26 protein-coding genes and 3 tRNA genes are annotated in these 23442 nt (G+C 61.0%); 22 read left to right on the top strand and 7 right to left on the bottom strand.

What is annotated here, in order from left to right:
* Window positions 1-59: 59 nt before the first annotated feature.
* Together ACLEJU_RS03135 and ACLEJU_RS03140 are read right to left on the bottom strand one after the other, a co-directional pair.
* Window positions 60-136: transfer RNA gene (locus ACLEJU_RS03135), tRNA-Met, on the bottom strand.
* A 133-nt stretch (window positions 137-269) separates the two neighbouring features.
* A tRNA-Met gene (locus tag ACLEJU_RS03140) sits at window positions 270-346 on the bottom strand.
* A gap of 208 nt (window positions 347-554) precedes the next feature.
* On the opposite strand from ACLEJU_RS03140, the gene dinB reads away from it, so the two are divergent.
* Complete coding sequence (gene dinB / locus ACLEJU_RS03145) at window positions 555-1613, top strand: DNA polymerase IV (RefSeq protein WP_435424791.1); 1059 nt, start codon at window positions 555-557, stop codon at window positions 1611-1613.
* A gap of 33 nt (window positions 1614-1646) precedes the next feature.
* Here the strand turns inward: dinB and ACLEJU_RS03150 are convergent, their stop codons facing one another.
* From ACLEJU_RS03150 to ACLEJU_RS03160, 3 genes are all read right to left on the bottom strand, one after another.
* Window positions 1647-2600: a hypothetical protein gene (locus tag ACLEJU_RS03150; RefSeq protein WP_435424789.1), complete on the bottom strand. Its 954-nt coding sequence runs from the start codon at window positions 2598-2600 to the stop codon at window positions 1647-1649.
* A 20-nt stretch (window positions 2601-2620) separates the two neighbouring features.
* Window positions 2621-4336 (bottom strand): proline--tRNA ligase, encoded by a 1716-nt coding sequence (locus tag ACLEJU_RS03155; RefSeq protein ID WP_435424788.1) that lies wholly within the window; start codon window positions 4334-4336, stop codon window positions 2621-2623.
* 161 nt (window positions 4337-4497) lie between these two features.
* A complete protein-coding gene (locus ACLEJU_RS03160) occupies window positions 4498-5772 on the bottom strand; it encodes an OprD family porin (protein WP_435424787.1) in 1275 nt (424 codons plus the stop codon).
* 739 nt (window positions 5773-6511) lie between these two features.
* On the opposite strand from ACLEJU_RS03160, the gene ACLEJU_RS03165 reads away from it, so the two are divergent.
* A complete protein-coding gene (locus tag ACLEJU_RS03165) occupies window positions 6512-6931 on the top strand; it encodes an HIT family protein (RefSeq protein WP_435424786.1) in 420 nt (139 codons plus the stop codon).
* A 1-nt stretch (window position 6932) separates the two neighbouring features.
* Window positions 6933-7139, top strand: a complete 207-nt coding sequence (locus tag ACLEJU_RS03170; RefSeq protein ID WP_103445283.1) for a SlyX family protein — start codon at window positions 6933-6935, stop codon at window positions 7137-7139.
* 39 nt (window positions 7140-7178) lie between these two features.
* Here the strand turns inward: ACLEJU_RS03170 and ACLEJU_RS03175 are convergent, their stop codons facing one another.
* A complete protein-coding gene (locus ACLEJU_RS03175) occupies window positions 7179-7772 on the bottom strand; it encodes a cold shock domain-containing protein membrane protein (RefSeq protein ID WP_435424785.1) in 594 nt (197 codons plus the stop codon).
* 277 nt (window positions 7773-8049) lie between these two features.
* Between ACLEJU_RS03175 and ACLEJU_RS03180 the strand changes: the two genes are divergently transcribed.
* The 18 genes from ACLEJU_RS03180 to ACLEJU_RS03265 all read left to right on the top strand — a co-directional run bounded on the left by ACLEJU_RS03180 (window position 8050) and on the right by ACLEJU_RS03265 (window position 21599).
* On the top strand, window positions 8050-8523 hold the full coding sequence (locus ACLEJU_RS03180) for a Dps family protein (protein WP_060510178.1): 474 nt from the start codon (window positions 8050-8052) through the stop codon (window positions 8521-8523).
* A gap of 150 nt (window positions 8524-8673) precedes the next feature.
* Window positions 8674-9000, top strand: coding sequence for a ribbon-helix-helix domain-containing protein (locus tag ACLEJU_RS03185; RefSeq protein ID WP_435424784.1), 327 nt, complete (start codon window positions 8674-8676; stop codon window positions 8998-9000).
* Window positions 9001-9092: 92 nt separating this feature from the next.
* Window positions 9093-9314, top strand: a complete 222-nt coding sequence (locus ACLEJU_RS03190) for an FmdB family zinc ribbon protein (protein ID WP_435424783.1) — start codon at window positions 9093-9095, stop codon at window positions 9312-9314.
* A 94-nt stretch (window positions 9315-9408) separates the two neighbouring features.
* Window positions 9409-11184, top strand: coding sequence for an aspartate--tRNA ligase (gene aspS / locus ACLEJU_RS03195; protein WP_027919959.1), 1776 nt, complete (start codon window positions 9409-9411; stop codon window positions 11182-11184).
* Window positions 11185-11292: 108 nt separating this feature from the next.
* The gene (locus ACLEJU_RS03200; RefSeq protein WP_103445279.1) at window positions 11293-12039 is read left to right on the top strand and encodes a YebC/PmpR family DNA-binding transcriptional regulator; all 747 of its coding nucleotides are present in this window, start codon (window positions 11293-11295) and stop codon (window positions 12037-12039) included.
* A gap of 140 nt (window positions 12040-12179) precedes the next feature.
* Complete coding sequence (gene ruvC, locus ACLEJU_RS03205) at window positions 12180-12704, top strand: crossover junction endodeoxyribonuclease RuvC (RefSeq protein WP_060510186.1); 525 nt, start codon at window positions 12180-12182, stop codon at window positions 12702-12704.
* A gap of 109 nt (window positions 12705-12813) precedes the next feature.
* Entirely contained in the window at window positions 12814-13431 is a 618-nt protein-coding gene (gene ruvA / locus ACLEJU_RS03210) for a Holliday junction branch migration protein RuvA (RefSeq protein ID WP_027919956.1), read from the top strand.
* Complete coding sequence (ruvB, locus tag ACLEJU_RS03215) at window positions 13428-14474, top strand: Holliday junction branch migration DNA helicase RuvB (protein WP_110637202.1); 1047 nt, start codon at window positions 13428-13430, stop codon at window positions 14472-14474. Before ruvA ends, ruvB begins: the two co-directional genes overlap by 4 nt.
* Window positions 14475-14599: 125 nt before the next feature.
* Complete coding sequence (ybgC, locus tag ACLEJU_RS03220) at window positions 14600-15052, top strand: tol-pal system-associated acyl-CoA thioesterase (RefSeq protein WP_054883399.1); 453 nt, start codon at window positions 14600-14602, stop codon at window positions 15050-15052.
* A 2-nt stretch (window positions 15053-15054) separates the two neighbouring features.
* The gene (gene tolQ, locus ACLEJU_RS03225) at window positions 15055-15750 is read left to right on the top strand and encodes a protein TolQ (RefSeq protein ID WP_054883398.1); all 696 of its coding nucleotides are present in this window, start codon (window positions 15055-15057) and stop codon (window positions 15748-15750) included.
* Window positions 15751-15764: 14 nt separating this feature from the next.
* Window positions 15765-16217, top strand: coding sequence for a protein TolR (gene tolR, locus ACLEJU_RS03230; protein WP_008090221.1), 453 nt, complete (start codon window positions 15765-15767; stop codon window positions 16215-16217).
* Window positions 16217-17293: a cell envelope integrity protein TolA gene (gene tolA, locus ACLEJU_RS03235; protein ID WP_435424782.1), complete on the top strand. Its 1077-nt coding sequence runs from the start codon at window positions 16217-16219 to the stop codon at window positions 17291-17293. Before tolR ends, tolA begins: the two co-directional genes overlap by 1 nt.
* A gap of 17 nt (window positions 17294-17310) precedes the next feature.
* Window positions 17311-18591, top strand: a complete 1281-nt coding sequence (gene tolB / locus ACLEJU_RS03240) for a Tol-Pal system beta propeller repeat protein TolB (protein ID WP_181004445.1) — start codon at window positions 17311-17313, stop codon at window positions 18589-18591.
* A 55-nt stretch (window positions 18592-18646) separates the two neighbouring features.
* Entirely contained in the window at window positions 18647-19144 is a 498-nt protein-coding gene (pal, locus tag ACLEJU_RS03245) for a peptidoglycan-associated lipoprotein Pal (RefSeq protein WP_023381906.1), read from the top strand.
* Between the two features lie 6 nt (window positions 19145-19150).
* Complete coding sequence (gene ybgF, locus ACLEJU_RS03250; protein WP_103445273.1) at window positions 19151-19966, top strand: tol-pal system protein YbgF; 816 nt, start codon at window positions 19151-19153, stop codon at window positions 19964-19966.
* Between the two features lie 157 nt (window positions 19967-20123).
* Entirely contained in the window at window positions 20124-20771 is a 648-nt protein-coding gene (gene queE / locus ACLEJU_RS03255; RefSeq protein ID WP_079229347.1) for a 7-carboxy-7-deazaguanine synthase QueE, read from the top strand.
* Between the two features lie 16 nt (window positions 20772-20787).
* Window positions 20788-21462 carry a 7-cyano-7-deazaguanine synthase QueC gene (queC, locus tag ACLEJU_RS03260; protein WP_159411720.1) on the top strand — a complete coding sequence of 225 codons (675 nt, stop codon included), beginning with the start codon at window positions 20788-20790 and terminating at the stop codon, window positions 21460-21462.
* A gap of 61 nt (window positions 21463-21523) precedes the next feature.
* Window positions 21524-21599: transfer RNA gene (locus ACLEJU_RS03265), tRNA-Lys, on the top strand.
* A gap of 106 nt (window positions 21600-21705) precedes the next feature.
* On the opposite strand, the gene ACLEJU_RS03270 is transcribed toward ACLEJU_RS03265, so the two are convergent.
* Window positions 21706-21894 (bottom strand): bacteriocin, encoded by a 189-nt coding sequence (locus ACLEJU_RS03270; protein ID WP_103446249.1) that lies wholly within the window; start codon window positions 21892-21894, stop codon window positions 21706-21708.
* A gap of 261 nt (window positions 21895-22155) precedes the next feature.
* Between ACLEJU_RS03270 and ACLEJU_RS03275 the strand changes: the two genes are divergently transcribed.
* Complete coding sequence (locus tag ACLEJU_RS03275) at window positions 22156-23412, top strand: HlyD family secretion protein (RefSeq protein ID WP_435424781.1); 1257 nt, start codon at window positions 22156-22158, stop codon at window positions 23410-23412.
* Window positions 23413-23442: the final 30 nt, after the last annotated feature.

A 23442-nucleotide genomic window follows, 5' to 3' on the forward strand; every position in this document is an offset into this window, starting at 1 on the left:
GACGAAATGCAACAAACCCCGCACTGCTGTTACGCAGGCGGGGTTTGTTCTGACGAATATGGTTGCGGGAGCCGGATTTGAACCGACGACCTTCGGGTTATGAGCCCGACGAGCTACCAGGCTGCTCCATCCCGCGTCAGAGGGGCGCATTTTATAGACTTGGACGGCCAAGTCAAGAACTAACTGCACAATGGCTAACAATTGCATCAGGTCTTGAATGCCAGGCAAAGAAAAAGGCCACTGCGTTAACAGTGGCCTTTTCTCGAATCTGGTTGCGGGAGCCGGATTTGAACCGACGACCTTCGGGTTATGAGCCCGACGAGCTACCAGGCTGCTCCATCCCGCGCCTGTGAGATCGAATTCTACGGATTTTCTCGCCCATGTCAAGCGATATTGTAGAAAACCCTTTTTCGTTCAATCCCTTAGCGTCAATGCCTGGCTGCGGCTCAGGCGTGACGGGGCTTGCAAGCCGATTATCGAAGCAGGCTGTCTCAGTATCAGCGGCATGCGCTACTATCTGTATGAATTTACAGTGGTGCCCGTCATCAATGTCTCTGCGCAAGATCATCCACATCGACTGCGATTGTTTTTACGCCGCCATCGAGATGCGTGACGACCCGCGACTGGCCGGTCGCCCCATGGCGGTCGGTGGTTCCCCGGACCGGCGCGGGGTAATCGCCACCTGCAATTATGAAGCGCGTGCCTATGGCGTGCGTTCCGCCATGTCGTCCCGGCATGCCCTCAAGCTTTGCCCGGACCTGGAAATCGTCAAGCCGCGCTTTGAGGCTTACCGGGAAGCTTCGCGCGAGATTCACGCCATTTTCCGTGACTACACCGAGTTGATCGAGCCGTTGTCACTGGATGAGGCGTATCTGGATGTCAGTGAAAGCCAGTGGTATGCCGGCAGTGCCACGCGAATCGCCGAGGACATTCGCCGACGTGTCGCCCGTAGCCTTCATATCACGGTATCTGCGGGGGTCGCCCCGAACAAGTTCCTGGCCAAGATCGCCAGCGACTGGCGTAAGCCTAACGGCATCTTCGTGATTACCCCGGAGCAGGTCGAGGCCTTTGTGGCTGCCTTGCCTGTGGCCAAGCTGCATGGTGTGGGCAAGGTGACCGCAGACAAGTTGAACCGCCTGGGTATCGACACCTGTCTTGACTTGCGTGAATGGTCGCGGCTGGCGCTGGCACGTGAATTCGGTAGTTTTGGCGAGCGGCTCTGGGGATTGGCCCGAGGGATCGATGAGCGTGCGGTTCACAACGATAGCCGCAGGCAGTCGGTCAGCGTTGAAAACACCTATGACAATGATCTGCCAGATCTGGCCAGTTGCCTGGAACGATTGCCTGAGCTGCTCGAAAGCCTCAATGAGAGGATTGACCGGATGGACAGCAGTTACCGGCCGGACAAGCCCTTCGTAAAGGTCAAGTTCCATGACTTCAGCCAGACCACCCTGGAGCAAGCGGGGGCGGGCAGGGACCTGGAAAGCTATCGTCAGTTGCTACGCCAGGCGTTTGCTCGGGGTGGCAAGCCGGTGCGCTTGCTCGGGGTAGGGGTAAGGTTGCGGGATCTGCGCGGGGCGCATGAGCAGTTGGAGCTGTTCCCGGGCAATTGAAAAGGGGCCGTAAAATCGGCCCCTTCTTTATAACTACTGCACGCCGGGATCAGCGACCAACCGGCCAGTGGCCTTGGTCAGTGCCGACAGGAATTCCTGCTGCAGCTCCGGATCGTTGCGTGTCAGCTCGATCAGGCTCTGCTCCATCTCGCTGGCTTCCTCTTCCAAGCCCAGCTCGGACAAACGCTTTACCCGGTGTACCCACTGGCCGACATCGTCGTCCTCAAGATCATCGAAGATCAGCTCATGGGCCTCGCGCAGCTTGTTGCGCAAGGTGGCGCTGACCAGCAGGCTGGCATCGCCACGAATCGCGTTGTCCTCATCGATCACCTGCAGATGCAAGGTGCCGACGTGGTTCAGGTGCTGTTCCGAAAACGGGCTGTCCAGCAGGTTCAGGCGCAGCACGCCGTTCCTGTCGGTGGTCAGCTCGTGAGTCATCTTGCCCGCCTTGACCTCGACCAGGCGTTCGCTCCAGGGCACGCTGGTGAACTCTTCGCGCTTGTCCTTCTGCACTTCGCTGATGCCCGCCAGGTTTTGCTGGGCGCGGCCATTGGACGGCGTGTTCATGAACGGGTTGAGGCCGTCCACGCCGTAGCTAAGCCAGTCGTGGGTCATGCTCTGCGGCAGGTTGCCGAGGGCGAACACGTTGACCACGTTGGCGCCAATGCCAGCGACCACGGCTACCGCGCCGAGCGGGATCTCGTAGATCTCCCGCCACGGTTGGTAAGGGGTGTAGCGGTCGTAGCGGCGAGTGACCTCGTATTCGGTGACCTCGAAACGCTTCTGCTCATGGATGCGCACACGCCGTTGCGGAAGCTCCATCACCTTCGGCTCGCCGACATCGATCTGCAGGGTATGTTCGAGCAGCTTTCGCTCGACGCGCTCCTCATGATCGCTGCGCTGGGACATCTGGTTGGCGCAACCGCTGGCGAGCAGGGCGCCGCATAGTGCGGCGCCCCCCAAGGTATAGGTACTTCGCTTGGACATGATTACTCGTGCATTGATTATCAGCGGCGAACGCGGGCCTGCAGGAAGGTCAGCACTTCATTGAGCGGCAGCTGCTGGGCTTCCGACTCGGTGCGGTGCTTGTACTCCAGGTTGCCGTCGGCCAGGCCGCGGTCGCTGACGACGATGCGGTGTGGAATGCCGATCAGCTCCATGTCGGCGAACTTGATGCCGGGGCTGGTCTTCTTGTCGCGGTCGTCCAGCAGCACCTCGTAGCCGGCTGCGGTCAGTTCGGCGTACAGCTTGTCGGTTGCCTCGCGGACCACCTCGGTTTCGTAACGCAGTGGTACCAGGGCGATCTGGAACGGTGCCAGGGCGTCGTTCCAGATGATGCCCTTGTCGTCGTAGCTCTGCTCGATGGCGGCGGCGACCACGCGGGACACACCAATGCCGTAGCAGCCCATGGACAGGATGACCGGCTTGCCGTTCTCACCCAGGACTTGGCACTTGAGTGCCTCGCTGTACTTGGTGCCGAGCTGGAAGATATGGCCGACTTCGATGCCGCGCTTGATTACCAGGGTGCCCTGGCCATCCGGGCTTGGGTCGCCTTCGACGACATTGCGCAGGTCGGCAACTTGTGGAACGGGCAGGTCACGTTCCCAGTTCACGCCGAAGTAGTGCTTGTCGTCGATGTTGGCGCCGATGCCGAAGTCGCTCATAAGGGCGACCGAGCGGTCGATCACGATTTCCAGTGGCAGGTTCAGCGGGCCGAGCGAACCGGCACCGGCGCCAATGGCCTCGCGCAGTTCGGCGTCGGTGGCCATGACCAGCGGATCGGCAACCTGTTCCAGCTTGGCGGCCTTGATCTCATTGAGCTCGTGGTCGCCACGGACGATCAGGGCGACCAGCTTGCCTTCTTCGGCGCCGCGCACGATCAGGGTCTTGACGGTCTTTTCGATTGCCAGGCCGTGGTTTTCCACCAGTTGGGCGATGGTCTTGGCTTCCGGGGTGTCGACCAGGCGCAGTTCCTCGGTTGGAGCAGGGCGCACGGTTTCACGCGGGATGGCTTCGGCCTTCTCGATGTTGGCGGCGTAGTCGGAGCTGTCGCTGAAGATAACGTCGTCTTCGCCCGACTCGGCCAGGACGTGGAATTCGTGGGAATAGCTGCCACCGATGGAACCGGTGTCGGCCTGCACTGGGCGGAAATCCAGGCCCAGGCGGGTAAAGACGTTGGTGTACGCCTGGTGCATGCGGTCGTAGGTTTCCTGCAGGGAAGCCTGGTCGGCATGGAAGGAGTAGGCGTCCTTCATGATGAATTCGCGGCCGCGCATCAGGCCGAAGCGTGGGCGAATCTCGTCACGGAACTTGGTCTGGATCTGGTACATGTTGAGCGGCAGCTGCTTATAGCTGGACAGCTCGTTGCGGGCCAGGTCGGTGATCACTTCTTCGTGGGTCGGGCCTACGCAGAAATCGCGCTGGTGGCGGTCTTTCAGGCGCAGCAGCTCAGGGCCGTACTGTTCCCAGCGGCCGGATTCCTGCCACAGCTCGGCAGGCTGGATGCTTGGCATCAGCACTTCCAGGGCGCCGGCGGCGTTCATTTCCTCGCGCACAACGTTTTCGACCTTGCGCATCACCCGCAGGCCCATCGGCAGCCAGGTGTACAGGCCGGAGGCCAGTTTGCGGATCATGCCGGCACGCAGCATGAGCTGATGGCTGATGACCACTGCGTCGGCAGGGGTTTCTTTCTGGGTGGCGAGCAAATATTGACTGGTGCGCATGGTTAGCCGTGTCGATTGCCTAAGACGTTGAAATAGCCCCGCATTGTACGGGGGCGAAACGAAGGCGTACAGAATGCCCCAGGGCGTGGCCGTTGTCAGCCAAGAAAAAAGCCCGGCAAGTGTGCCGGGCTTTTTCAGGTGCGGGGCACTATAAGCCAGGCTTACAGGATGCTCAGCGGGTACTCGACGATCAGGCGCAGTTCGTCGATCGAGCTCGAACCGTAGTAGACGCCATCGCTGGAACGGTAGGTGGCCTGACGAACGCGGAAGCTCAGGTCTTTGGCCGGGCCTTCCTGCAGTACGTACTTGACGTCTACGTCGCGTTCCCATTCCTTGCCATTGCTGGTGGAACCGGTGTTGGCATCGCTACCACGAACGTAACGGGTCATGAAGGTGAGGCCTGGTACGCCGAATTCGGCGAAGTTCAGGTCGTAGCGAGCCTGCCAGGATTTTTCGTCTTCAGCGTTGAAGTCGGAACGGGCCACGGAGTTGGCCAGGAAGATGGTACCGCCACCGTCCACGCCGTAGCCGTAGTCGCCGTCACCGTGGACCTTCTGGTAGGCCAGGGTGAAGGTGTGAGCGCCGATGTTATAGGCGCCCGACAGGCTGTAGGCCTGGTTGTCGAGCTTGGTCACGCCATCTTTCTCGGCGCGCTGCAGGCCTTGGCCATCGCTCTTGGTGTCATAGATGTTGAAGTCGAACACCAGACCTTGTTTGTCGGAGAGTGGCAGTGCCCAGTTGACGTTGGCGTAGTATTTGCGCCAGTAGTCTTCGACCTTGGAGTAGTACAGGCTGGTGGACAGGTTGTCGGTGAAGGCGTAGGTGCCACCGATAACGTCTGCCTCTTTCAGGTGCAGACTGTCATGGAAGGTCTGGGACTGGGCGTTCAACGCGGTGAAGCGACCGGCGTTCAGGGTCAGGCCCTTGATTTCGTTGCTGGTGATCAGCGCGCCTTGGGCTACTTCTGGCAGCAGGCGGCTGTCATCGGTCGCGAACACTGGCATGGCGGTAAATTGGTCACCGACTTTCAGTACGGTATCGGAGATGCGCAGTTTGACCGCACCACCGCCTTCGGAGAATTCGTCCTGCGCACGGCCGTCAGCGTCAGTCGGGAACTGACCGGTGCTGTGGCGACCTTTGCCACTGTCCAGTTTCACGCCGAGCATGCCGATGGCATCGACGCCCACGCCGACTACGCCCTGGGTGAAGCCCGACTCGTAAGTGCCGAGGAAGCCGAGGCCGGTTTCTTCAACGCGGCTCTGGGTGCCTGGCTCGTTGTTACGAAAGTCGCGGCTGAAGTACAGCATGCGAGTCTTGACGTTCAGCTTGCTGTCTTCGAGGAAACCCTTGGATTCGTCCTGGGACGAGGCAACGGCCATCTGCGAGGTCCCTGCCGCAACGGCCAGGGCGATCATGCTCCACTTCATCACGCGCATCGTGATTTGCTCCTTTGGTTTTTAGGAAGAGTACCGCTGCGCCCAAGTCTTTTAGTTATATGGGGCAGCTCTTTCTTGTTATGTCGGCGGAAATGTATAGCACGCTGACTGTTGTTGGCGATATGGCAAAAATCATCCTTTCGGGAACTTTATTGTCATGTCGCTTTTAGGTATTTCCATGTCGCAAATCACGTCCCGATTAACCGGGTCGTACAACGCCAGCGCCGTTCCACTGCCGTAACGATTCTGTAACTACAGATTCTGGCTGGGGAAACTCCCTGGTGTACCCAATGTCGCTGTTGTTATTTGTCGCGTCACCCGGTCAATGCAGGTGTCGTGCCGACTTGGCGTGAAGAGAATGCAACAAGCGTGCTCAAAATTAACAACGGTTCATGAAATTTTCACAGTGCTCGCTGCCAAAGGTCGGAAAGTGCCGAAAACACGGGGCGGGATTTGTCTGATGGTGTGCCGGCTTTAATGTGCAGTGTAAAAGAAAAAGCTGCCATAAAAGTCAATGTGTTACCGACAACTGTTGATCCTGAGTCATTGATGTGGGTAGAAGCGTAGTGGCGCACACTTTTGTGGCCTCATTTTGGTGCGAAAAGTAGCGCTGTGTTACCGCCATTGTGCAAGTCGTGGAGATTCATGAGCTTAAAGCGTGCAGGTGCGCGTCTGACGCATGCTGGCGCTGGCGAAGCAGAGTATCCTTGGCGCATATGGTTATTGTTGGAGATTGATCGTGTTTGATATGGATTCGCGTTTGCAGCAGGACTCCATGGTACTGGGTGATTTTCCGCTGTGCCGTCTGCTGCTCAGCAAGGATGCCAATTACCCATGGTTCATCCTGGTGCCCAAGCGTGCAGGTGTGAGCGAACTGTTCGACCTGAGCCAGGAAGACCAGGCGCAACTGTGGAAGGAAACCACCTACCTGGCCGAAGCGCTCAAGCGCGAGTTTGCGGCTGACAAGATGAACGTTGCCACCCTGGGTAACGTGGTCAGCCAGATGCACATGCATGTCATCGTCCGCCACCACGGCGATGCTGCCTGGCCAGCGCCGGTCTGGGGCAAGGTGCCGGCCGTCGGGTATGCGCCGGAGCAGGTAGATGCCATTCGTCAGCGTCTGCGTACGCTGCTGACCCAAGATTACCAGGAGGCCTGACATGTCGGCGGAGTTGCGCATCATCGAACTGGAAACCCGTCAGGCGTTCCAGGACGACACGATCCAGGCGCTGAATGATGTGGTGGTCGAGCAGGGGCGCGTCATCGAACGCCTGCAACTGCAGGTGGCCGAGCTGATCAAGCGTTATGAAGAGATGGTCGGACAGTACGGCAGTGAAGGGGAAGAGGCGCCGCCACCTCATTACTGACAAGTCGCCGCCCTGGGCTTGCCCCAGGGCGGCGCAGGGTCAGCGGCGGTTCACCGCGACCACGTCTTCGGCCTGCAGGCCCTTGTCGCGGTGCATCACCGAGAACTCCACGCGCTGGCCTTCGACCAGGATGCGGTGGCCCTCGCCGCGGATGGCGCGGAAGTGGACAAAGATGTCGTCGCCCGAATCGCGGGAAATGAAACCAAAGCCCTTGGAGGTGTTGAACCACTTCACGGTGCCGGTATCGCGCTTGCCGGCCTCCTGTGATGCACCTTGGCTGGCGCGGGCCTTTTTGCCGCTGCGGGCGAAGCCGGCTACCAGGTGCAGAGCGACGGCCAGCGCGGAGCAGACCAGTGCCGCGAGGTTGCCCATTTCCGGGCGCGCCAGCAGGGTCAGGGTCTGCAGGACCACGGCCACCACCAGCAGGGCGCAGGCCAGGTATTGCAGTTGTTGCCGAGCACCGCGGTAATACAGGGGCACGACCGGGGCTAGCAGCAGGTTGAGCAGGCCGAGCAGGGTCAGATAGACCGCGTCGGGTTGCTGCAGGAAGGGTGTTGCGTCGGGTTTGAGGCTGGGCATGAGCGATAGCAGCAAAGCCGCAACGCCCGTCACCAGATGGACGATCTTGAACATGGGTTGGCTCACAGTTGATAAGGCCGATCACAGGAAGAGCTGGCGGCACGGTGCGCATGAGGTGTAAAGCGCGAACACGCTGAGGCCAGCCTATGCACCCGGCAATGACAGTCCGCACGGGTGGCACCGTGCCTATTTAACAGCAAAGGCGGGGGCTTCTCAAACCGCAGGCGGCAGGTGCCGATGGCTTGCCCTGTGTCATGGGCACATTGCGCCAAGTATTGATACAGTGTGTCGGGCCCGCTTGATCATCAAGCCTTATGGAAAGGGGAACTTCATGGCAATCGATATCGGTATCAGTGAAGAAGATCGCAAGTCCATCGTCGAAGGGCTTTCCCGCCTGTTGTCGGATACCTACGTGCTGTATCTGAAAACCCATAACTTCCACTGGAACGTCACCGGTCCGTCGTTCCGCACCCTGCACCTGATGTTCGAAGAGCAGTACAACGAACTGGCGCTGGCGGTTGACTCGATCGCCGAACGGATTCGCGCACTGGGCTTCCCGGCACCCGGCTCGTATGCCTTCTATGCGAAGCACTCCTCAATCAAGGAGGAGGAGGGTGTTCCGCCTGCGGACGAGATGATCCGCCAGCTGGTCCAGGGTCAAGAGGCGGTAGTGCGCACTGCGCGGAGCATTTTCCCTGTGGTGGACAAAGTCAGCGATGAGCCGACCGCCGATCTGCTGACCCAGCGCATGCAGGTGCATGAGAAGACGGCCTGGATGCTGCGGGTGCTGCTCGACGGTAAATGATCGGTTAATCGTGTAGTAATTATCCGAGGGCCCGGCTGAATCCTTGTCAGCCGGGTCCTTTCGTTTGTGCGGGAAGATTTTGCCGCTGCTTTAGGCGACTCGCTCAGCGCTTCACTGGGCCCCAGTTGAATGAACTGAGGAAGTGGCGCGATGCAAGCAATCAAGCGAGTGGTGAGGGGGGGGCACTGGCCTGGGAAGCAGTGCATCGACCCGTTCAGGACCGACTTCGACATGATGCAGACTCAGCCTGTATCGCGTTCGGTGCGGTTGAATGGTTTTTCCACCTGCCTGCGCCTGGAGGCGGTGTATTGGGGTATCCTCGAGCAGATCGCCGTAGCGAATCAGTGCTCGGTCAGTGCCGTGTTGTCCTATGTCGATCGCGAAGTGCACTTGCGTCAGGGTGGGGTGCGCAACTTCAGCGGGCTGATCCGGGTGATCTGTGTCGCCTGGTTACGTGATCCGCCGAGTGCACGCTGATCGCCCGGCGGGCTGCGCAGTGTCGGTTAACCATATATAATCCCGCTTTTTGCTGCCCCGGCAGCCAGCGTTGTGGTTGACGAGAGACGTTCATGCCCCTTTATGACTATCAATGTGCTTCCTGCGATCACCGGATGGAGGCGCTGCAGAAGATCAGCGCCGCGCCGCTGACCGACTGCCCGGCCTGTCAGGCGCCGGCATTGAAAAAAATGCTGTCGGTCCCCGGTTTTCGCCTGAGTGGCAATGGCTGGTACGAAACCGACTTCAAGACCGGGGCGAAAAAGAACCTGGCAGGCGGCGACAAGGCCGACTGAGTTGAATTGCAGTAGCCGGGTCTTGCAGTATTAGCCCTCCGGGCGGCCAAGGCCTCCAACGAATACACGAATCACGAGAAGCGAAACCACCATCATGATGCGCAGCCATTATTGCGGCCAACTGAACGAGAGCCTGGACGGCCAGGAAGTCACCCTTTGCGGCTGGGTCCATCGTCGCCGCGACCACGGCGGGGTGATCTTCCTCGACATCCGTGACCGCGAAGGCATGGCCCAGGTCGTGTTCGACCCGGATCGCGCCGAAACCTTCGCCGCCGCTGACCGTGTGCGCAGCGAGTACGTCGTGCAGATCACCGGCAAGGTGCGCAAGCGCCCGGACGGTGCAGTGAACGCCAACATGGCGTCCGGTGCCATCGAGATCCTCGGCTACCAGCTGAACGTGCTGAACGAAGCGGAAACCCCACCATTCCCGCTGAACGAGTACTCCGACGTCGGCGAGGAAACCCGCCTGCGCTACCGCTTCATCGACCTGCGTCGCCCGGAAATGGCCGACAAGCTGCGCCTGCGTTCGCGCATCACCAGCAGCATCCGTCGTTTCCTCGATGAAAACGGCTTCCTCGACGTCGAAACCCCGATCCTCACCCGTGCCACTCCAGAAGGCGCGCGTGACTACCTGGTGCCGAGCCGTACCCACGCGGGCAGCTTCTTCGCCTTGCCGCAGTCGCCTCAGCTGTTCAAGCAGCTGCTGATGGTTGCCGGTTTCGACCGCTACTACCAGATCGCCAAGTGCTTCCGCGACGAAGACCTGCGTGCTGACCGCCAGCCGGAATTCACCCAGATCGACATCGAGACCAGCTTCCTCGACGAAGCCGAGATCATGGGCCTCACCGAGAGCATGATCCGCAAGCTGTTCAAGGAAGTGCTGGACCTGGAATTCGGCGAATTCCCGCACATGACCTTCGAAGAGGCCATGCGCCGCTACGGTTCCGACAAGCCTGACCTGCGTATCCCGCTGGAACTGGTCGACGTTGCCGACCAGCTGAAGGATGTCGACTTCAAGGTCTTCGCAGGCCCGGCCAACGATCCGAAGTGCCGCGTCACCGCCCTGCGCCTGCCAGGCGGCGCCAGCATGCCGCGCAGCAAGATCGACGAGTACACCAAGTTTGTCGGCATCTACGGTGCCAAGGGCCTGGCCTACATCAAGGTCAACGAGCGCGCCAAAGGCGTCGAAGGCCTGCAGTCGCCGATCGTCAAGAACATCCCTGAGGCCAACCTCAACAACATCCTCGACCGCGTTGGCGCTGTCGACGGTGACATCGTGTTCTTCGGTGCCGACAAGTTCAAGGTCGTCAGCGAGGCCCTGGGCGCGCTGCGCATCCGTCTGGGTCACGACTTCGAGCTGCTGACCTGCGAGTGGGCACCGATGTGGGTTGTCGACTTCCCGATGTTCGAAGAGAACGAAGACGGCAGCTTCACCGCACTGCACCACCCGTTCACCGCGCCGAAGTGCACCCCGGAAGAGCTCGAGGCCAACCCGGCCACCGCGCTGTCCCGTGCCTACGACATGGTCCTGAACGGTACCGAGCTGGGTGGCGGTTCGATCCGTATCCACCGCAAAGAGATGCAGCAAGCGGTATTCCGCCTGCTGGGCATCGAGGCAGAAGAACAGGAAGAGAAGTTCGGCTTCCTGCTCGACGCCCTGAAGTTCGGTGCACCGCCCCACGGTGGCCTGGCCTTCGGCCTGGACCGCCTGGTCATGCTGATGACCGGTGCCCAGTCGATCCGTGAAGTGATCGCCTTCCCGAAAACCCAGAGCGCCGCGTGCGTCATGACCCAAGCCCCTGGCATGGTCGACGCCAAGGCCCTGCGCGAGCTGCACATCCGTCTGCGCGAGCAGACCAAGGTCGAGTAATCGCCCCGGGCGCATCCCGGCGGGTGCGCCCCGGCGCTTCGGCGCAGTATTCCCACGTTCCGCCCTTCGGGGCGGAACCTGTTTCTGTTTCAAGGATTCGGAGTCGTTATGGCTGGTCATTCCAAGTGGGCGAACATCAAGCACCGCAAAGAGCGCCAGGATGCCAAGAGAGGCAAGATCTTCACCAAGTGGATCCGTGAGCTGACCGTCGCGGCCAAGCAAGGGGGTGCCGACCCCGGCTCCAACCCCCGCCTGCGCCTGGCGTTGGACAAGGCCCTGGGCGCCAACATGAGCCGTGACATCATCGATCGCGCCGTGGCCCGTGGTGCCGGCACCAACGAAAGCGACAACGTCGAAGAACTCAGCTACGAAGGCTATGGCCCGGGTGGCGTGGCGATCATGGTCGAGGCCATGACCGACAACCGCAACCGTACCGCCGCCGCTGTGCGCCATGCCTTCACCAAGTGTGGTGGCAACCTCGGCACCGACGGCTCGGTAGCCTATCTGTTCGAGCGCAAGGGCCAGATCAGCTTCGCCCCGGGCGTCGATGAAGATGCCCTGATGGAAGCCGCGATGGAGGCCGATGCCGACGACGTGGTGGCCAACGACGATGGTTCGTTCGAGGTGTTCACCTCGTTCAACAGCTTCTACGCCGTGCGTAATGCGCTGGAAGAGGCGGGCTTCAAGGCTGCCGACGCGGAAATCGTCATGCAGCCGACCACCAGCGCCGAACTGGACCAGGAAGGCGCCGAGAAGGTGCTCAAGCTGATCGACATGCTCGAAGACCTGGACGATGTGCAGAACGTCTACTCCAATGCGCAGATCTCCGACGAGATCATGGAGAAACTCGGCTAAGGTTCTTCCGTTGGCTTTGAAAGCCTATTCGCGGGCAAGCCCGCTCCCACAGGTGTTGCATCAGGCTCGGGTTTGATGCGCTCCCTGTGGGAGCGGGCTTGCCCGCGAATAGGCCGGTACATTTTGAACATGCAGGCGCTATGACTCTGATTCTTGGTATCGACCCCGGCTCGCGCATCACCGGCTATGGTGTGGTCCGCCAGACCGCCCGTGGTTGCGAGTACGTGGCGTCGGGCTGCATCCGCACCGGCAGCGGCGAGCTGCCTGAGCGGTTGCAGATTGTTTTTCGCGGCGTCAGCGAGATCATCGCCCAGCACGGCCCGGTGACCATGGGCATCGAGCGGGTGTTCATGGCGCGCAACGCCGATTCTGCGCTCAAGCTGGGCCAGGCTCGTGGTGCTGCCATCGTTGCTGCCGCTGAAGCCGGCCTGGAAATCGCCGAATACAGTGCCAGCCAGGTCAAGCAGGCCGTCGCCGGTAGCGGCGGGGCAAACAAGGAACAGGTGATGCTGATGGTCATGCACCTGCTCAAGCTGACCCAGAAGCCGCAAATCGACGCCTCCGACGCCCTGGCCATCGCCCTGTGCCACGCTCATACCCGCTCCAGCCTGGTGCCTCACGGCCTGGCCACTGCGCGGCGACGCGGCGGGCGCTTGCGTCTTTAAGCGCTTCATGCGCTGATACACATTTTGTTCGGGTGAAACGTTCACCCGGTGCATTTGCTGATAGGGTTGAGCGGTCTTCGACCGGCTCCCCGAGAGAAAGGATCGGAACGTGATTGGACGTTTGCGCGGCACCCTGGCGGAAAAACAGCCGCCGCACCTGATTATCGACGTCAACGGCGTGGGCTACGAGCTGGAAGTGCCGATGACTACCCTGTACCGACTGCCCAAGGTCGGCGAGCCGGTAACCGTGCATACCCATCTGGTGGTGCGCGAAGACGCCCACCTGCTCTACGGTTTTGCCGAAAAGCGCGAGCGCGAGCTGTTCCGCGAACTGATCCGCCTGAATGGCGTGGGCCCCAAGCTGGCGCTGGCGCTGATGTCTGGCCTGGAAGTGGACGAGCTGGTGCGCTGCGTGCAGGCCCAGGACGCCTCGGTGCTGGTGCGCGTGCCCGGTGTCGGCAAGAAAACCGCGGAGCGCCTGCTGGTCGAGCTGAAGGACCGCTTCAAGGCCTGGGAAACCTCTCCGGCCATGTTCACCCTGGTCTCCGATGGCCCGCTGCCGGTGGCCAGCGAGTCTTCTGCCGAGGCCGACGCGGTCAGCGCCCTGGTGTCCCTGGGCTACAAGCCGCAGGAAGCGAGCAAGGCCATCGCCGCGATCAAGGACAAGGCTGGCCTGAGCAGCGAAGAACTCATTCGTCGCAGCCTTAAAGGGATGATTACCAAGTGATCGAAGCCGACCGCCTGATTGCCGCCAGTGGCCGCGACCGAGAAGAGGTCCAGGACCGTGCGATCCGCCCGCTGCGCCTGGATGAGTACATCGGCCAGCCGGTGGTGCGCGAGCAGATGGCGCTGTTCATCCAGGCGGCACGCGGGCGCGGCGAGTCGCTCGATCACACGCTGATCTTTGGCCCGCCCGGGCTGGGCAAGACCACCCTGGCCAATATCATCGCCCAGGAGATGGGCGTTTCGGTCAAGAGCACCTCTGGGCCGATCCTCGAACGGCCGGGCGACCTGGCGGCGATGCTGACCAACCTCGAGCCGCACGATGTGCTGTTCATCGATGAAATTCACCGCCTGTCACCGGTGGTCGAGGAAGTGCTGTATCCGGCGATGGAGGACTTCCAGCTCGATATCATGATCGGCGAAGGTCCCGCAGCCCGCTCGATCAAGCTCGACCTGCCGCCGTTTACCTTGGTTGGCGCCACAACCCGCGCCGGCATGCTCACCAACCCGTTGCGTGACCGTTTCGGTATCGTCCAGCGTCTGGAGTTCTACAGCGACAAGGACCTTTCGACCATCGTCAGCCGCTCGGCCGGCATCCTTGGCCTGGCCATCGAAGAGCAGGGCGCCTATGAGATCGCTCGTCGCGCCCGCGGCACGCCCCGTATTGCCAACCGCCTGCTGCGCCGCGTGCGCGACTATGCCGAGGTGCGCGGCAAGGGGCAGATCACCAAGGCCGTGGCCGACATGGCGCTGAACCTGCTGGACGTCGACGAGCGCGGTTTTGACCATTCCGACCGCCGCCTGCTGCTGACCATGATCGAAAAGTTCGACGGTGGCCCGGTGGGCGTGGACAACCTGGCGGCAGCCATCAGCGAGGAGCGCCATACCATCGAGGATGTGCTCGAGCCCTACCTGATCCAGCAGGGCTACATCATGCGCACGCCGCGCGGCCGTGTGGTCACCCGGCACGCCTACCTGCACTTTGGCTTGAATGTGCCTGGCAGTCTGGGAGGCGCAGGTGAATTTTCCGAGCCAGGCGATGAATGACAGATCAAAACCGGCTTTTCGTGGTCCTACCGCTGGCATGCCGATGGCGCGCTGGCAATTCGACATTAATGAAGAAAAAACAGTTGCCGCAGCGGATTGGCAAGCTGAGGAGTAAGCACTAGAGTATGCGCGCGCAAAATGGCCTGGAACCGTTCGCACACCGTTGTCGCGTCTATTACGAGGATACCGATGCCGGTGGCGTGGTGTATTACGTCAATTACCTGAAATTCATGGAGCGCGCGCGCACCGAGCGCCTGCGGCATCTGGGTTTTTCCCAGGCGCAGTTGGCCGAGGACAACCTGCTGTTCGTGGTTCATTCCAGCGAAGCCCGCTATCACGCGCCGGCACGCCTGGACGACGAGCTCAGGGTCACGGCGCAAGTACTTGAACTCAATCGCGCCAGCCTGCGCTTCGTGCAGCAGGTCTGGCGGGAAAAAGATGAAACGCTGCTCTGCGAAGGGCAGTTCCTGGTGGCCGCCGTGCGCGCCGACACTTTCAAACCCCGAGCCATACCCCCGGAGCTGCGCGACGCCTTTGTGGCGGACGGCTCGGGTAATCAATCGAACGCAGGAGAATAAGCGTGGAAGCTAACGTCGTCGACCATACCTCCATGTGGAGTCTGGTCAGCAATGCCAGCGTGGTGGTACAGCTGGTAATGCTGACCCTGGTGGCCGCCTCGGTCACCTCATGGATCATGATTTTCCAGCGCAGCACCATGCTGCGCGCCGGTCGTCGTGCGCTGGATGCCTTCGAGGAGCGCTTCTGGTCGGGTATCGACCTGTCCAAGCTGTATCGTCAGGCAGGCAGCAACCCGGACCCGGATTCCGGTGTGGAGCAGGTCTTCCGTGCCGGCTTCAAGGAGTTCTCGCGCCTGCGACAGCAGCAGGGCGTTGACCCGGACGCGGTGATGGAAGGCGTGGCGCGTGCCATGCGCGTGGCCATCTCGCGTGAAGAAGAGAAGCTCGAACAGAGCCTGCCGTTCCTCGCCACCGTCGGTTCGACCAGCCCGTACATCGGCCTGTTCGGTACCGTGTGGGGCATCATGAACTCGTTCCGCGGCCTGGCCAGTGCCCAGCAGGCCACCCTGGCCACCGTGGCCCCGGGTATCGCCGAAGCGCTGGTCGCCACTGCCATCGGCCTGTTCGCGGCCATCCCGGCGGTTATCGCCTACAACCGTTTCGCGGCGCGCAGCGAAGTGCTGATCGGCCGTTACTACACCTTCGCCGACGAGTTCCAGGCGATCCTGCACCGCAAAGTGCACACCAGCGAAGAGTAATCAGGTAGAAGCCCATGGCCCGAGTTCGCCACAAACGCAAGCCCGTCGCCGAGATGAACGTGGTGCCCTACATCGACGTGATGCTGGTACTGCTGGTCATCTTCATGGTGACGGCGCCCATGCTCAACCAGGGCGTGAAGGTCGACCTGCCCAAGGTTTCCAGCGAAGCCTTGCCGCAGGACAACAACGTCCAGATCCTCACCATCTCCATCAAGGCCGACAAGACCTACTACTGGAACCTCGGCAGCGAAGTCGACACCGACAAGCAGATGGACAAGGCCATGACCTTGCCGGACATGACCAGCGCAGTGACCAAGATCATTGCCGCCGGTCGCGACCAGGGCAAGCAGACCCAGGTCTTCATTCGTGGCGACAAGGCTGTCGACTACGGCGCCGTCATGGGCGCCATGGGCGGGTTGCAGAAGGCCGGTGTCGGTAACGTTGGCCTGATTACCGAGGCGCCCTGATGCAACAGCGAGAGCCATCCGCCTCGGAAAGCTACTTCTGGCCCAGTGTCTGGGCCATCGGCCTGCATGTGCTGGTGTTTGCCCTGCTGTTCGTCAGCTTTGCCATGACACCTGAACTGCCGCCTTCCAAGCCGATCGTTCAGGCTACCCTGTATCAGCTCAAGTCCAAGAGCCAGGCGACTACCCAGACCAATCAGAAGATTGCCGGGGAAGCGAAGAAAACCGCCTCGCGCCAGACCGAAGTCGAGCAGCTGGAGCAGAAGAAGGTCGAGCAGGAGGCCATCAAGGCCGCGGAACAAAAGAAAGCCGACGCCGCTCAAAAGGCTGAAGAAGCACGCGAAGCCGCCGAAGCCAAGAAGGCCGAGGAAGCTGCGAAAGCTGCCGAAGCCAAGAAAGCCGCCGAATCCAAGAAAGCCGAAGAGGCGAAGAAGGCCGCCGAGAAGCAACAGGCCGACATCGCCAAGAAGAAGGCCGAGGAAGAGGCGAAGAAGCAGGCCGAGGAAGAAGCCAAGAAAAAAGCAGCCGAGGAGGCCAAGAAGCAGGCCGCCGAGGACGCGAAGAAGAAAGCAGCCGAGGACGCCAAGAAGAAAGCGGTGGCCGAGGAAGCGAAGAAGAAGGCAGCTGAAGAGGCCAAGAAAAAGGCCGCTGCAGATGCTCAGAAGAAGAAGGCACAGGAAGCGGCCCGCAAGTCGGCGGAAGACAAGAAAGCTCAGGCCCTGGCCGAGCTGTTGTCCGACACCACCGAGCGGCAGCAGGCCCTGGCTGACGAGCAGGGTGACCAGGTGGCCGGCGACTTCGACGATCTGATCCGCATGCGAGCGGCCGAGGGCTGGGCACGTCCGCCTTCCGCGCGTAAGGGCATGACGGTGACCCTGCAGGTCAACATGCTGCCGGACGGCACCGTTACCGGTGTCAGCGTGATCAAGTCCAGTGGCGATGGTCCGTTCGACAGTTCGGCGGTGGCGGCAGTGAAGAATATCGGTCGTCTGACCGAGATGCAGGGTATGAAGCCGAGCGATTTCAACCGTTATCGTTCGTTCAAGATGACATTTACTCCTGAGGATCTAGCGTTGTGATTAAACTCCTTCGAGGAATGCTGGTCATGCTCTGCTGCGTGGCCGGCATGGCCATGGCAGAGGAAAAGAACATCCTGGTCACCAGCGGCAGCGATCGGGCCACGCCCATCGCGGTAGTGCCGTTCGGTCTGCAGGGTGGCAGCGTGCTGCCAGAAGACATGGCCGATATCATCGGCAACGACCTGCGCAACTCGGGCTACTATTCGCCGATTCCGCGTCAGAACATGATCAGCCAGCCTACCCAGGCCAGCGAAGTCATCTTCCGTGACTGGAAAGCGCTGGGTGCCCAGTACGTGATGGTTGGCAGCATCGTGCCGTCGGGCGGTCGCCTGCAGGTGCAATACGCGCTGTTCAACGTCGCCACCGAGCAGCAAGTGCTGACCGGTAGTGTGGCGGGCAGCACCGACCAGCTGCGTGACATGGCGCACTACATTGCCGACCAGTCGTTCGAGAAACTCACCGGCATCAAGGGTGCGTTCTCTACCCGCATGCTGTACGTGACCGCCGAGCGCTTCTCGGTCAACAACACCCGCTATACCCTGCAGCGTTCGGACTACGACGGTGCCCGTGCGGTGACTCTGTTGCAATCGCGCGAGCCGATCCTGTCGCCACGCTTCGCGCCGGATGGCAAGCGTATCGCCTATGTTTCGTTCGAGCAGAAGCGTCCACGCATCTTCATCCAGAACATCGATACTGGCCGCCGCGAGCAGGTGACCAACTTCGAAGGCCTGAACGGTGCGCCAGCTTGGTCGCCTGATGGTTCGCGCCTGGCATTCGTGCTGTCCAAGGACGGCAACCCGGACATCTACGTGATGAACGTGGCTTCGCGCCAGATCAGCCGCGTTACCGCAGGCCCGGGTATCAACACCGAACCGTTCTGGGGCAAGGATGGCAACACCCTTTACTTCACCTCCGACCGTGGCGGCAAGCCGCAGATCTATAAACAGTCGGTCAGTGGTGGTGGTGCCGAGCGTGTGACATTCGTGGGTAACTACAACGCTAACCCGAAACTGTCGGCGGACGAAAAGACCCTGGTCATGATCCATCGTCAGCAGGGCTTCACCAACTTCAAGGTGGCGGCACAGGACTTGCAGCGCGGAAGTGTAAAGATTCTCTCGGAAACGAGTCTTGATGAGTCGCCCACTGTCGCGCCTAACGGCACCATGCTAATCTACGCCACCCGCCAGCAGGGCCGGGGAGTCTTGATGCTCGTGTCGCTTAACGGCCGTGTGAGGCTCCCACTTCCTACCGCTCAAGGCGAAGTCAGAGAACCGTCCTGGTCCCCTTACCTGAACTGATTGCGGCGTAATACGTTTTTGCTTAACACACTGGGGTTTCATTAGGAGTTTCACGATGGAAATGCTGAAGTTTGGTAAATTTGCTGCGCTGGCTCTGGCCATGGCCGTAGCTGTAGGTTGCTCCTCGAAAGGCGGTGACAACGCTGGTGAAGGCGCTGTTGACCCGAACGCTGGCTACGGTGCCAACACTGGCGCTGTTGACGGTTCCCTGAGCGAAGAAGCCGCCCTGCGCGCAATCACCACCTTCTACTTCGAATACGACAGCTCGGACCTGAAGCCAGAAGCCATGCGCGCTCTGGACGTTCACGCCAAGGACCTGAAAGCCAACGGCAACCGCGTTGTCCTGGAAGGCAACACCGACGAGCGCGGCACCCGCGAGTACAACATGGCTCTGGGTGAGCGTCGTGCGAAAGCCGTTCAGCGCTACCTGGTTCTGCAGGGCGTTTCCCCTGCTCAGCTGGAACTGGTCTCCTACGGCGAAGAGCGTCCAGTTGCCACCGGCAACGACGAGCAGTCCTGGGCTCAGAACCGTCGCGTAGAACTGCGTAAGTAAGTTCTTATGCGTATGTGCCGTCGTGCTGTAACCGTCCTCGCACTCAGCCTGCCGCTTTCGGCGTGGGCTGCGGTTCCTGTAGTTGATGACAACGGGGGTGCTTACCCACCTTCCGGTTATGGCACGAGCGGCGCCTATGCCGGCGCAGGGGCTTCGACCCCTGCCTCGGCACAGGGCCAGCTGTTCATGCAGCTGCAACAGATGCAGGATCAACTTTCCCGTCAGCAAGGCATCATCGAAGAGCTGCAGAACGATGTGTCTCGCATGAAGCAGGAAAACCTGGAGCGTTACCAGGATCTTGATCGTCGCATCAACAGTGGTGGCGCGCCTGCCGCGACCCCCGACAATTCCTCCACCGGTGGTGCATCCAATGCCGCCGTCGGTGCAGCAGCAGGCGCCGCTGGTGCCGCTGCACAACAACCGGCCGCCAGCAGCGAGCCCGGTGATCCGGCGAAAGAAAAGCTCTACTACGACGCCGCTTTCGACCAGATCAAGCAAAAGGACTTCGACAAGGCCAGCCAGGCGTTCAACGCCTTCCTGCGCAAGTACCCGAACAGCCAGTACGCCGGCAACGCCCAGTACTGGTTGGGTGAGGTGAACCTGGCCAAGGGCGACCTGCCAGCGGCCAGCCAGGCCTTCGCCCAGGTCAGTCAGAAGTACCCCAAGCACAGCAAGGTGCCAGATTCGCTGTACAAGCTTGCTGACGTCGAGCGCCGCATGGGCCACACCGACAAGGTCAAGGGCATCCTGCAGCAAGTCATCACCCAGTACCCCGGCACATCTGCCGCGCAGCTGGCACAGCGCGACCTGCAGAAGCTCTAAGTTGCACCTTTGCAAGAAACCCGCGCCTGTCGCGGGTTTTTTCGTTAGAATCACTGCCCTTTTTATAAACACGCTGTAGCGGATAACGCCATGTCGAGTCCGCGACAGTGCCTGACGGAGGCGGACAGCCTGTTTAGCTGTCACGCCCGTGGCGAGCATGCAAGACACATTACGCATCACCGAAGTCTTTTACTCTTTGCAGGGTGAAACACGAACGGCTGGGCTGCCCACGGTATTCGTGCGCCTGACCGGTTGCCCCCTGCGCTGCCAGTACTGCGACAGTGCCTACGCCTTTACCGGCGGCACCATTCGCACCCTCGATTCGATCCTTGAGCAGGTGGCCGGCTTCAAGCCGCGTTACGTCTGCGTCACTGGCGGCGAACCGTTGGCCCAGCCGAACGCCTTGCCGCTGTTGCAGCGCCTGTGCGATGCCGGTTACGAGGTCTCGCTGGAAACCAGCGGCGCCCTCGATATCTCGGGCACCGATGTGCGAGTCAGCCGGGTGGTCGACCTCAAGACCCCGGGGTCGGAAGAGTCGCACCGCAACCGCTACGAGAACATCGAGCAGCTGACCCGCAACGACCAGGTCAAGTTCGTCATCTGTTCCCGCGAGGACTATGACTGGGCGGTGTCCAAGCTGATCCAGTACAACCTGGCCGAACGTGCGGGCGAAGTGCTGTTCTCGCCTAGCCATCACCAGGTGAGCGCTACTGACCTGGCCGACTGGATCGTCGCCGACAACCTGCCCGTACGCTTCCAGATGCAGCTGCACAAGCTGCTGTGGAACGACGAACCCGGACGTTGATTGAGGAGTAAAAGAGATGACTGAGAAACGCGCGGTAATCCTGCTGTCTGGCGGCCTTGATTCGGCGACGGTCGTGGCCATGGCCAAGGCTGAAGGCTACAGCTGCTACACCATGAGCTTCGACTATGGCCAGCGCCATCGCGCCGAGCTGAATGCCGCCGCTCGCGTCGCCCGTGACCTGGGCGTGGTCGAGCACAAGGTCATTGGCCTCAACCTCGATGGTATCGGCGGCTCGGCCCTGACCGACAGCAGCATCGATGTGCCGGAGACCCCGGGCGAGGGCATTCCGGTGACCTACGTGCCGGCCCGCAATACGGTGTTCCTGTCGCTGGCACTGGGTTGGGCGGAAGTGCTGGAAGCGCGCGACATCTTCATAGGCGTCAATGCCGTCGATTATTCCGGTTACCCGGATTGCCGCCCCGAGTTCGTCGAGGCGTTCGAGCGCATGGCCAACCTGGCCACCAAGGCGGGTGTCGAAGGGCAGGGCTTCCGCATTCAGGCTCCGCTGCAGAACATGAGCAAGGCGCAGATCGTGCAGGCGGGTATTGCCCGTGGCGTGGACTACAGCCTGACGGTCTCCTGCTACCAGGCCAATGATGAAGGCCAGGCGTGTGGCAAATGCGACAGTTGCCGCCTGCGTGCTGATGGTTTCAAGGCGGCCGGTGTGGAAGACCCGACTCGCTACTTCTGACAAAAGGTTGCTTCAGGTATTGATTTCTCGTTAGAAATCAGTATTATACGCGCCATCCAGCGGGTCGTTAGCTCAGTTGGTAGAGCAGTTGGCTTTTAACCAATTGGTCGTAGGTTCGAATCCTACACGACCCACCATATGCAATAAGTCAGAGCCCGCAACCGGCAACGGTCGCGGGCTTTGTCGTTCCTGGCCTTCATGAACGACAAAGGCCGCAACCTCGACGGCTGCGGGCCTGGCCAATCAGCACAACTTCAGTTCGAAGAAGTTGTACTTGCCGTTGTTGCTGCCCCAGCTCACATGCAGGGTTGGGCCTTGGCCATAGTTAACGACGCTGGCTCCGGCGTGATAGCCGAAAGCGGAGATGCCGCCACTGACCTGTTCCAGTTCGTCATCGTCGAGTGTGCGCAGGGTTTCATGCTCGGTATTCATGGATTAGTCCTCTTCCAATTGAGTTGTTCCGTCACCGGTAAGGCATTTACCGGACTGGCAAATCATGTGAAGTGGCCGCCACTCGGGGCAATAGGACGGGTGACCTAATGTCTTATTGCCATACTGTGATGCCGTTCTCGCGGAGCACACCACTAGTGCATCTGTACTAGTGCCCGGTGTGACTGGCTTGTTTAGTCTGGCCTGGCCCGGAGCCGGACTTGCTGCGGGGCGACTTCGTAACTGCCAGTAGTAGGCCAGGGAATGCTATTTCGTAAGGAAGCACTGCAATCAGGGGCACGCAACGACCTGGGAAGCGTGATTTTGATATCGCCACCGTCCTTGCGCATCGCCAGCGCCTGCGCAGTGTTGTTCTGCATCACCGTTGGCCTGTTCATCACCTTTGCCAGTTACACACGGCGCGAAGCCGTAACTGGTGTGCTGGTTCCTGAGGCTGGGGTGGTCAAAGTCTTCGCCCCTCAGGTCGGGGTGGTGGAGGGGCTGCAGATCGGCGATGGCGAGCAGGTGAAGGCGGGCCAGGCCCTGTTGACCCTGGCCAGCGACACCCGCAATGGCGAGGCTGCCGCCAACCAGGATGCCATCAGCCGGCTGCTTGCCCGGCGAAACAGTAGCCTGGCCGATGAAATAGATAAAACCCGGGTGCTTCATCAACAAGAACGTGAAGGCAAGTCTCGTCGCCTCGGCATGCTGGAAGGCGAACAGGAGAAAGTCGCTGCTCAGATTGCCCTGACCCGCCAGCGCCAAGCCCTGGCCCAGGGAATCGCCGAACGCTACGCCGAGTTGCAGCGCCAGGACTTCGTTTCCCGTGACCTGCTCCAGGCCCGCCAGGATGCCGTGCTGGAAATGCGCCTGCGCACCGAGGAGCTGAACCGCTCGCTGCTCGCCTTGCGCAGCGAAAGCGCCGCATTGCGTGCCGAGCTGGCTGAGCTGCCCTACAAGCAGACCAAGCAGATGTCGGAGCTGCAGCGGCGCTTGCTGGAGAGCCAGAGCAGCTTGCTGGAAAGCGAGGGCAAGCGCCAGGTGATGATAACCGCCCCGGTGGCAGGGGAGGTGGCGGCGCTGGGCGTGGTCAACGGGGCGCGCGCCGATACCAGCCGCCCACTGCTCAGCCTGGTACCGCAGGACAGCAGCCTGTACGCGGAACTCTATGTGCCAAGCCGCTCGGCCGGCTTTGTGCGGCCGGGCAATAGCGTGCTGCTGCGCTACCAGGCGTTCCCCTACCAGCATTTTGGCCTGGCCCGCGGTACCGTTGCCTCGGTTTCCCGCAGTGCCTTGCCGGCTGACGAGGTCATGACCGTGGGTGTGCCCTCCGAGGCATTGCGCGAACAAGGGCCCCTGTATCGGGTCAAGGTCACGCTGGAGCGACAAAGCCTGTACGCCCGCGGCGGTGAGGAGCGCCTGCGTTCCGGCATGCAGTTGGACGCGGACATCATGCTGGAGAAGCTGCCGCTGTATGAATGGCTGCTCGAGCCCTTGCGCGGCATAGGAAAACGCCTGTGAGCCTTTACCAGTCCCTGAGTTTCGGCATCG

This window comes from Pseudomonas sp. SMN11 (assembly GCF_052041945.1).
Classification (GTDB): domain Bacteria; phylum Pseudomonadota; class Gammaproteobacteria; order Pseudomonadales; family Pseudomonadaceae; genus Aquipseudomonas.

What these genes read in the sequence shown, in the direction of transcription:
- ACLEJU_RS03150 (WP_435424789.1), bottom strand. Translation starts at nt 2,600, where the DNA reads ATGTCCAAGCGAAGTACCTATACCTTGGGGGGCGCCGCACTATGCGGC.
- ACLEJU_RS03155 (WP_435424788.1), bottom strand. Translation starts at nt 4,336, where the DNA reads ATGCGCACCAGTCAATATTTGCTCGCCACCCAGAAAGAAACCCCTGCC.
- ACLEJU_RS03160 (WP_435424787.1), bottom strand. Translation starts at nt 5,772, where the DNA reads ATGCGCGTGATGAAGTGGAGCATGATCGCCCTGGCCGTTGCGGCAGGG.
- ACLEJU_RS03170 (WP_103445283.1), top strand. Translation starts at nt 6,933, where the DNA reads ATGTCGGCGGAGTTGCGCATCATCGAACTGGAAACCCGTCAGGCGTTC.
- ACLEJU_RS03175 (WP_435424785.1), bottom strand. Translation starts at nt 7,772, where the DNA reads ATGTTCAAGATCGTCCATCTGGTGACGGGCGTTGCGGCTTTGCTGCTA.
- ACLEJU_RS03180 (WP_060510178.1), top strand. Translation starts at nt 8,050, where the DNA reads ATGGCAATCGATATCGGTATCAGTGAAGAAGATCGCAAGTCCATCGTC.
- ACLEJU_RS03185 (WP_435424784.1), top strand. Translation starts at nt 8,674, where the DNA reads ATGCAAGCAATCAAGCGAGTGGTGAGGGGGGGGCACTGGCCTGGGAAG.
- ACLEJU_RS03190 (WP_435424783.1), top strand. Translation starts at nt 9,093, where the DNA reads ATGCCCCTTTATGACTATCAATGTGCTTCCTGCGATCACCGGATGGAG.
- aspS (WP_027919959.1), top strand. Translation starts at nt 9,409, where the DNA reads ATGATGCGCAGCCATTATTGCGGCCAACTGAACGAGAGCCTGGACGGC.
- ACLEJU_RS03200 (WP_103445279.1), top strand. Translation starts at nt 11,293, where the DNA reads ATGGCTGGTCATTCCAAGTGGGCGAACATCAAGCACCGCAAAGAGCGC.
- ruvC (WP_060510186.1), top strand. Translation starts at nt 12,180, where the DNA reads ATGACTCTGATTCTTGGTATCGACCCCGGCTCGCGCATCACCGGCTAT.
- ybgC (WP_054883399.1), top strand. Translation starts at nt 14,600, where the DNA reads ATGCGCGCGCAAAATGGCCTGGAACCGTTCGCACACCGTTGTCGCGTC.
- tolR (WP_008090221.1), top strand. Translation starts at nt 15,765, where the DNA reads ATGGCCCGAGTTCGCCACAAACGCAAGCCCGTCGCCGAGATGAACGTG.
- tolA (WP_435424782.1), top strand. Translation starts at nt 16,217, where the DNA reads ATGCAACAGCGAGAGCCATCCGCCTCGGAAAGCTACTTCTGGCCCAGT.
- tolB (WP_181004445.1), top strand. Translation starts at nt 17,311, where the DNA reads ATGCTGGTCATGCTCTGCTGCGTGGCCGGCATGGCCATGGCAGAGGAA.
- pal (WP_023381906.1), top strand. Translation starts at nt 18,647, where the DNA reads ATGGAAATGCTGAAGTTTGGTAAATTTGCTGCGCTGGCTCTGGCCATG.
- ybgF (WP_103445273.1), top strand. Translation starts at nt 19,151, where the DNA reads ATGCGTATGTGCCGTCGTGCTGTAACCGTCCTCGCACTCAGCCTGCCG.
- queE (WP_079229347.1), top strand. Translation starts at nt 20,124, where the DNA reads ATGCAAGACACATTACGCATCACCGAAGTCTTTTACTCTTTGCAGGGT.
- queC (WP_159411720.1), top strand. Translation starts at nt 20,788, where the DNA reads ATGACTGAGAAACGCGCGGTAATCCTGCTGTCTGGCGGCCTTGATTCG.
- ACLEJU_RS03270 (WP_103446249.1), bottom strand. Translation starts at nt 21,894, where the DNA reads ATGAATACCGAGCATGAAACCCTGCGCACACTCGACGATGACGAACTG.
- ACLEJU_RS03275 (WP_435424781.1), top strand. Translation starts at nt 22,156, where the DNA reads ATGCTATTTCGTAAGGAAGCACTGCAATCAGGGGCACGCAACGACCTG.